This is a genomic window from Brevundimonas denitrificans, assembly GCF_030160755.1.
GTDB lineage: Bacteria > Pseudomonadota > Alphaproteobacteria > Caulobacterales > Caulobacteraceae > Brevundimonas > Brevundimonas denitrificans.
The window spans coordinates 1-7,206 of sequence record NZ_BSOY01000094.1; the positions used below are offsets into that span (position 1 = coordinate 1).

9 protein-coding genes are annotated in these 7,206 nt (G+C 69.8%); 8 read left to right on the forward strand and 1 reads right to left on the reverse strand.

Features of this window, described 5'->3' with window-relative positions; translation table 11 throughout:
* From QQJ79_RS14205 to QQJ79_RS14235, 7 genes are all read left to right on the forward strand, one after another.
* A partial coding sequence (locus QQJ79_RS14205; protein WP_284223574.1) for a GNAT family N-acetyltransferase occupies positions 1 to 309 on the forward strand: 309 nt, incomplete at its 5' end.
* A 28-nt stretch (positions 310 to 337) separates the two neighbouring features.
* Positions 338 to 820: a Fur family transcriptional regulator gene (locus QQJ79_RS14210; RefSeq protein ID WP_284223575.1), complete on the forward strand. Its 483-nt coding sequence runs from the start codon at positions 338 to 340 to the stop codon at positions 818 to 820.
* Positions 821 to 920: 100 nt separating this feature from the next.
* Positions 921 to 2,318 (forward strand): tRNA (N6-isopentenyl adenosine(37)-C2)-methylthiotransferase MiaB, encoded by a 1,398-nt coding sequence (gene miaB, locus QQJ79_RS14215; protein WP_284223576.1) that lies wholly within the window; start codon positions 921 to 923, stop codon positions 2,316 to 2,318.
* Positions 2,308 to 3,303, forward strand: a complete 996-nt coding sequence (locus QQJ79_RS14220; RefSeq protein WP_284223577.1) for a PhoH family protein — start codon at positions 2,308 to 2,310, stop codon at positions 3,301 to 3,303. Before miaB ends, QQJ79_RS14220 begins: the two co-directional genes overlap by 11 nt.
* Entirely contained in the window at positions 3,300 to 3,761 is a 462-nt protein-coding gene (gene ybeY, locus QQJ79_RS14225; RefSeq protein ID WP_284223578.1) for an rRNA maturation RNase YbeY, read from the forward strand. The genes QQJ79_RS14220 and ybeY overlap by 4 nt, the downstream gene beginning before the upstream one ends.
* Entirely contained in the window at positions 3,736 to 5,355 is a 1,620-nt protein-coding gene (lnt, locus tag QQJ79_RS14230; RefSeq protein WP_284223579.1) for an apolipoprotein N-acyltransferase, read from the forward strand. Before ybeY ends, lnt begins: the two co-directional genes overlap by 26 nt.
* Positions 5,356 to 5,517: 162 nt before the next feature.
* Entirely contained in the window at positions 5,518 to 5,934 is a 417-nt protein-coding gene (locus tag QQJ79_RS14235) for a helix-turn-helix domain-containing protein (protein ID WP_284223580.1), read from the forward strand.
* A gap of 37 nt (positions 5,935 to 5,971) precedes the next feature.
* On the opposite strand, the gene QQJ79_RS14240 is transcribed toward QQJ79_RS14235, so the two are convergent.
* Positions 5,972 to 6,478: an S-type pyocin family protein gene (locus tag QQJ79_RS14240; protein ID WP_284223581.1), complete on the reverse strand. Its 507-nt coding sequence runs from the start codon at positions 6,476 to 6,478 to the stop codon at positions 5,972 to 5,974.
* A gap of 122 nt (positions 6,479 to 6,600) precedes the next feature.
* Here QQJ79_RS14240 and QQJ79_RS14245 point away from each other — a divergent pair.
* A partial coding sequence (locus QQJ79_RS14245; protein ID WP_284223582.1) for a flavoprotein occupies positions 6,601 to 7,206 on the forward strand: 606 nt, incomplete at its 3' end.

The following is a 7,206-nucleotide window of genomic DNA, read 5'->3' on the forward strand; positions in this document are numbered from 1 at the left end:
CCGGATGGCTTCATCCTGTTGCGCGCGGTCGCCGATGAGGCGGAAATCCTCACCCTCGCCGTCCGCCCCGGGGCGCGGCGGCAGGGCGTCGGCGCCCGACTGGTCCGTGACGGCGCGACCATGGCGGCGGACCGCGGCGCCACGCGCCTGTTTCTCGAAGTGGCCGACGACAACGCCGCCGCCCTCGGCCTCTACACCGGGATGGGCTTCGCCGGGGCGGGGCGACGACCCGGCTACTACGCCCGCCCCGGCGGCGGGCGGCAGGACGCGCTGATACTGGCTCTCAACTTGCCGGCGACGCTTCCCTAGCGCGGGCGGCCCGCCTATCCTGCGCGTCATGGACCGGATCGAAAAACTCTGCGCCGAGCGCGGCATGCGCATGACCGAGCAGCGGCGGGTCATCGCCCGGGTGTTGTCCAGCGCCGACGACCATCCGGATGTCGAGGAACTGTACCGCCGCGCCTCCGCCATCGATCCCCACATCTCGATCGCCACCGTCTATCGCACCGTCCGCCTGTTCGAAGAGGCGGGGGTGGTGGAGAAGCACGACTTCGGCGACGGGCGCAGCCGCTATGAAGAGGCCGGGGACGACCACCACGATCACCTGATCGACACCCGCACCGGCGAGGTCATTGAATTCTTCGACGCCGAGATCGAACGGCTGAAGAACGAGATCGCCGAACGGCTGGGTTTCGAACTGATCGGCCACAAGCTGGAGCTTTACGGCAAGGCGATCGCGGGCGCCGAGCCGTCCACGCGCGAGGGCCTGATTTTCACCCGCCACGCCCATCGCGTCGATCCGGACAAGCTGGACGTTTGAGTTTGGCCGCGGTCAGGAGGCTCCGCCTCCTCGACCCGACGCGGCCTGGGGTCCGGGTTCCGGTAGCCTGCCCGACCCCGGCGCGCTAAAGACCCCGTCCATGACCGAAACCCTCGTCCCGCCGCAGGACGGACAGTCCGCGCCCAAGCGCCTGTTCATCAAGACCTACGGCTGCCAGATGAACGTCTATGACTCCGAGCGCATGGCCGATGTCCTGCGCCCGCTGGGCTATGCCACGACGGATACGGCCGAGGGCGCCGACTTCGTCATCCTCAACACCTGCCATATCCGCGAGAAGGCGGCCGAGAAGGTCTATTCCGAGCTCGGCAAGCTGCGCGCCATGAAGGACGAGCGGGCGGCGGCAGGGCAGGGGGCCATGACCATCGCCGTGGCCGGCTGCGTCGCCCAGGCCGAGGGTGAGGAGATCATGCGCCGACAGCCGGCGGTCGATCTGGTGGTCGGGCCGCAGGCCTATCACCAGTTGCCGGAACTGCTGACCCGCACGGCGCGGGCGCGGGGCGAGCGGATCGGCGCGGACTTCGCCCCGGTCGACAAATTCGACGCCCTGCCGGCCGCGCGCGGCGGCGACGGGGTGACGGCCTTCCTGACGGTGCAGGAGGGTTGCGACAAATTCTGCACCTTCTGCGTCGTGCCCTATACGCGCGGCGCCGAATGGTCGCGGCCGGTGGCGGCGGTGCTGGCCGAGGCGCGGGAGCTGGCGTCCAGGGGCGTGCGCGAAGTCACCCTGCTGGGCCAGAACGTCAACGCCTATGACGGCGAGGGACCGGACGGCGCGCCCTCGACCCTGGCGCGGCTGGCCTATGCGCTGGCGGACATTCCGGGCATCGACCGCATCCGCTACACCACCAGCCATCCCAACGACATGTCCGACGACCTGATCGCCGCCCATGGCGCGCTGGAGGCCCTGATGCCGTGGCTGCACTTGCCGGTGCAGTCGGGCTCGGATCGCATCCTGCGGGCGATGAACCGCAAGCACGGGCGGGCGAAATATTTCGACCTGATCGACCGGATCCGCAGCAGCCGGCCGGACATCGCCCTGTCGGGGGATTTCATCGTCGGCTTCCCGGGCGAGACGGACGCCGATTTCGAACAGACGATGGATCTGGTGCGGCGCGCCCGGTACGCCTCGGCCTTCTCCTTCATGTATTCGCCGCGCCCCGGCACCCCCGCGGCCGGCATGGCGGGCCAGGTTCCGGCCCCGGTCGCGCGCGAGCGGCTGCACGCGCTGCAGACCCTGCTCTGGGAGCAGCAGACGGCCTTCAACGCCGCCATGGCCGGACGGACCATGGATGTGCTGTTCGAGAAAAAGGGCCGTCAGCCCGGCCAGGCCATCGGCCGCTCGCCCTGGCTGCAGTCGGTCCATGTCGATCACGCGGATCATCTGATTGGCCGGATCGTTCCGGTTGAGATCGAATACGGCCAGCAGAACTCATTGAAGGGTCGGCTGGTGAAGCAGAAGGCGGTCCATGGCGCGTGAGAGTGAGTTTCTGGCCCTGGGCGACAGCGCCCTTCGCGCCGTCATCGGTCCCAGCAGCCGGCACCTGGCCCTGATCGAGGACCGGTTCAAGGTTCTGGTCGAGACCCCCGGCGGCGGCGTGTCCATCAACGGCTCCGCCCGTGACCGGGCCCAGGCCAAGCGGGTCATCGAGACCCTTGCGGACCGCGCCGAGACCGGGGCGGAGATCACCGAGGCGGATGTCCGCACGGCCCTGGGCGCCGCCGCGAGCCAGCCGCGGGCAGGGCAGGGGAGTGTCGCTCCGGACGCCGTCGCCCTGCCGGTCGGGCGGCGCGGGGCCATCGCGCCCAAGACGGCGGCCCAGGCCAACTATCTGTCCCTGCTCAGCCGCTGCGAACTGACCTTCGGCGTCGGTCCGGCGGGCACCGGCAAGACCTTCCTGGCGGCGGCCTATGGCGCCTCCCTGCTGCGGCGGGGGCAGGTGGACCGGCTGGTCATCACCCGTCCGGCGGTCGAGGCGGGCGAGAAGCTGGGCTTCCTGCCCGGCGATCTGAACGAGAAGGTCGATCCCTATCTGGCGCCGATCTGGGAGGCGCTGAACGACATCCTCGGCCCCGACGACGTCCGCCGCCGGCGCGACAAGGGCGAGATCGAGGCGGCGCCGATCGCCTTCATGCGCGGCCGCACCCTCGCCCACGCCTTCATCATCGTCGACGAGGCCCAGAACACCTCGCGGCTGCAGATGAAGATGGTCCTGACCCGGCTGGGCGAGGGCGCGCGCATGGTGGTGACGGGCGACCCGTCGCAGGTCGACCTGCTGAACCCGCGCGACTCCGGCCTGAAACACGCCCTGCGCATCCTCGAGAACGTGAAGGGCGTCGGGGTGCAGCGGTTCGAGGCCCAGGATGTGGTCCGCCACGCCATGGTCGAGCGGATCGTGCGCGCCTATGACGCCGACGCCGCCAGCCGCCGTCCCGCCGCCGACCTTGAGGATCCGGACTCGTGATCGAGGTCGAGATCGAGGATGCGGCCTGGACGGACGCCCTGCCGGACGCCGTCGCCTTGGTCGAACGGGCCGCCGCTGCGGCGTTGGGGGCGGTCGAGGGGGATGTGGTCGTCCTGCTGACCGACGATGCGGCGGTGCACGACCTCAACGCCCGCTTCCGTGACCGGGACCAGCCGACCAATGTCCTGTCGTTTCCGGCCGCGGAGAGCGCCGCGCCGCATCTGGGCGATCTGGTGCTGGCCTTCGGCGTCTGCGCGGCCGAGGCGGAAGCGCAGGGCAAGACCCTGGCCGACCACCTCACCCACCTGACCGTGCACGGCGTGCTCCATCTGCTGGGCCGGGACCATGTCGATGAGGCCGAGGCCGAGGCGATGGAGGCCGAGGAGCGAACCCTTCTTGCCAGGCTTGGCGTCGCGGACCCATACAGGCCCCATGAATCTGCTCACGGCGACGCTTGATGACGACGGACCGCGCGCGCGGCTGATCCTGCGCCTCGGCCGCATCGGACTGGCGCTGGCCGCCGGGGCGGCGACGGCGCTGGCGCATCCGCCGTTCGGCATCCTGCCCGGACTGCTCGGCTATGCCCTGCTGATGTTCCTGGCCGAGCGTTCCACCTCGGTGCGCGGCGGCTTCTGGATGGGCTGGCTGGCCGGCTTCGCCTATTTCTTCATCAGCTGCTGGTGGGTGGCCGAAGCCTTTCTGGTCAATCCGGCCCAGGCCTGGATGGCGCCCTTCGCGGCCTCGCTCCTGCCGATCGGTCTGGGCCTGTTCTGGGGCACGGCGACGGCGCTCTACCGCCGCTTCCTGCCCGGCGGGGTCAAGCGGGCGCTGTTCTTCGCCGCCCTGTTCTGTCTGCTGGAATGGCTGCGCGGCCATGTCCTGACCGGCTTCCCCTGGAACCCCGCCGGGGCCAGCTGGAAGGCCGGTTCGGCGGCGTCCCAGTTCGCCGCTGTGGCGGGAGTGTACGGGCTCAGCTTCGTCACGGTGGCGGCGGCCGCCGCCTTCGGGCCGCTGTTGGGCGCCGGCCCGCGCAAGGCCCGCATCGGCGCGGCCGTGCTGGGCGCCCTGGCCATCGCCGGACTGTTGATCGGCGGCGCGGTGCGGCTGTCCCAGGCCCGGCTGGAGCTGACCGGTACGGTGGTGCGCATCGTCCAGGCCGACGTCGATCAGGAGTCGAAATGGACGCCCGAGGCCTATCGCGGCATCGTCGACCGCTATGTCAATCTGACCGCCCGGCCCGGCGCCGTGACGCCCGATCTGATCATCTGGCCCGAGGGGGCCTTGCCGGCTTCGGCCAATCAGGTGTTCGCGCCCGGCTCGCCGGAGGCTGTGTCCATCGCCCGCGCGGTTCAGCCCGGCCAAAGCCTGATCATGGGGCTGGGCCGCGGCCTTTCCGATCCATCCGCGCCCGAGGGCGAACGCTACTTCAACAGCCTGTTCGTCCTGACGGACGAGGGCGGCGACGGGCTGAACATCAGCGCCGTCTATGACAAATACCGGCTGGTGCCCTTCGGTGAGTATCTTCCGGCGGGCGGACTGCTGGGGGCGCTGGGCGTGCGCAGCCTGACCCATATGCCGACCGACTTCAGCGCCGGCCCGCGTCCCGCGCCCATAGACATTCCCGGCGCGCCGCGGGCCCAGCCCCTGATCTGCTACGAGAGTCTCTATCCGGGATTCACGCCCGGCGCGGCCGGTCGGCCGGGGTGGATCGTCAACATCTCCAACGACGCCTGGTTCGGTCGCAGTTCCGGTCCGCTCCAGCATCTGAATCTGGCCAGCTATCGCGCCATCGAAACCGGTCTGCCGGTGGTGCGGTCCACGCCGACGGGCGTCTCCGCCATGATCGACCCCTGGGGGCGGATTGTCGGCGACCAGCGGCTGGAGCCGGGCGAGAGCGGCGTCATCGACGCTCGCCTGCCCCGGCCGACGACGACGACACCCTATGGGCGCTTCGGCGACCTGCTGTTCTGGCTGGCGGTGCTCGCCGGATTGGCGGCCGCCGCGCCGTGGAGCCGTCTGAACCGTCTTCGTCCGACCCTCTCGGCCGCCTGATTCGGTCACTGACGGTAAGGATTCACGCCACGCGAGAGGAAGAAAACCGGTTACGCAACCGTGGCAGTGCCGGGCGCCGCCGTTTTTACATTTTTTGATGACAGGGACGAATCGCGAGCGCATTCAGGCTTGGCGGTAGAGCAACCGAAGGACGAACGGACGATGGCGAGAGGCAAGGGCGAAGACGGCCCTCATCCCGTGGACCGGCATGTGGGCCGGCGCGTATGCGAGAAGCGCCTGGCGCTCGGCTATAACCAGAGCGATCTCGGCCGGGCCCTGGGCCTGACCTTCCAGCAGATCCAGAAATACGAAAAGGGCGCCAACCGGATTTCGGCGTCCAAGCTCTGGGACATCGCGCGCTTCTTCAAGGTCGACATCGGCTATTTCTTCGAGGGCCTGACCGGGGCCCAGATCGCGGGCATGGCCGAGGGCGGAGGCTCTTTCGAGCACGACTTTCCGGCCACGCGCTACACCATCGAAATCAGCCGCCTGGCGCCCCAGCTGTCGACCCGACAGCAGAAGCTGGCCCTGGAGCTGATCCGGGACATGGCCGACCGCAAGGAACAGGACGAGGACTGACGGTCCCCGTCCCGTCCGGCCCTGAGTGCCGGCGCTCCTATTCTTCCGACGACCCCGTGCGCCGGCGGCCGAAATCCGGCGCCGCGGCCTTCTGCTCGGCCCAGTAGGCTGCGCCGTCACGCGGCTTGAACATGGTCCTGGGCGCGCCGTCGCGTGATACGACGGCGAAGGTGTTGGTCGAGGCCTGATACAGCAGCACATCGCCATTGGGGCGCTCGGCCCGTTCCGTGCCGGCGGGCGGGCGCGACGTGAAGGCCCGGACCTTTCCGAGATAATCTTCCGCCGTCTCCGCGCCGAAGTCGGCGCCGTTGCGCTCGAACAGCCGGGCGATCTTGGCGTCGACGGTTTCGCGCCGATTGGCGGTCAGCGCCGGCCGGATCGTTTCCGGAGCGGCCTCCCCGGTCTCCGCCGATCCGGCGGTCAGGGTCGCCTCAGCCCTCTCGGCTGCGCGGTCGCGGGTCTCGACAGCCGAGCCGCCGTTGCCGCACCCGGCCAGCCCCAGCAACGCCGCAGCCAGCCATATCGAACCCCTGTTGGCGATCATGAAACCCTCCTTTGGTTGAAACCCGCCATCAACAGGATAACCACAGGTCATGTGTTCGCGCAATGTTCCTGTTTGATCGGGTTCCCCTCGACGCCGCGCGGCCGCATCGCTAGATCAGCGGCATGACCACGGCCTCGCTGTCCGGACGCAAGATCCTGCTGATCGTCGGCGGCGGCATCGCCGCCTACAAGGCGCTGGAGCTGGTGCGGCTGCTCAGGAAGGGCGGGGCCGAGGTCCGGGCGATCCTGACGGGAGCCGGCGCCGCCTTCGTCACCCCCATGTCCCTGGCCGCCCTGACCGGTCATCCGGTGCGCAGCGAGCTGTTCCTGCCCGATGACGAGACGGCCATGGGCCATATCGAACTGTCGCGCTGGGCCGATCTGGTGGTCGTGGCGCCGGCGACGGCGGGGCTGATCGCCAAGGCGGCCAACGGTCTGGCCGACGACCTGGCCTCGACCACCCTGCTGGCCACCGACAAACGGGTGCTGCTGGCCCCGGCGATGAATGTGCGGATGTGGCTGCACCCGGCGGTGCAGGCCAATGTCGAACGGCTGAAGGCCTTCGACGGTTTTCACGGCATGGCCGTGGTCGGGCCGGACGAGGGCGAGATGGCCTGCGGCGAGTTCGGTCCCGGCCGGATGGCCGAGCCGGCGGCGATCCTCGACGCCATCGCGGGCGTGCTGGCCGGGCCCGACGGCCGGCCGCTGGCGGGGCGTCGGGCGGTGGTC

Excerpts from the sequence above, each read along its gene's own strand:
- QQJ79_RS14210 (WP_284223575.1), top strand. The coding sequence starts at position 338 with ATGGACCGGATCGAAAAACTCTGCGCCGAGCGCGGCATGCGCATGACC.
- miaB (WP_284223576.1), top strand. The coding sequence starts at position 921 with ATGACCGAAACCCTCGTCCCGCCGCAGGACGGACAGTCCGCGCCCAAG.
- QQJ79_RS14220 (WP_284223577.1), top strand. The coding sequence starts at position 2,308 with ATGGCGCGTGAGAGTGAGTTTCTGGCCCTGGGCGACAGCGCCCTTCGC.
- lnt (WP_284223579.1), top strand. The coding sequence starts at position 3,736 with ATGAATCTGCTCACGGCGACGCTTGATGACGACGGACCGCGCGCGCGG.
- QQJ79_RS14235 (WP_284223580.1), top strand. The coding sequence starts at position 5,518 with ATGGCGAGAGGCAAGGGCGAAGACGGCCCTCATCCCGTGGACCGGCAT.
- QQJ79_RS14240 (WP_284223581.1), bottom strand. The coding sequence starts at position 6,478 with ATGATCGCCAACAGGGGTTCGATATGGCTGGCTGCGGCGTTGCTGGGG.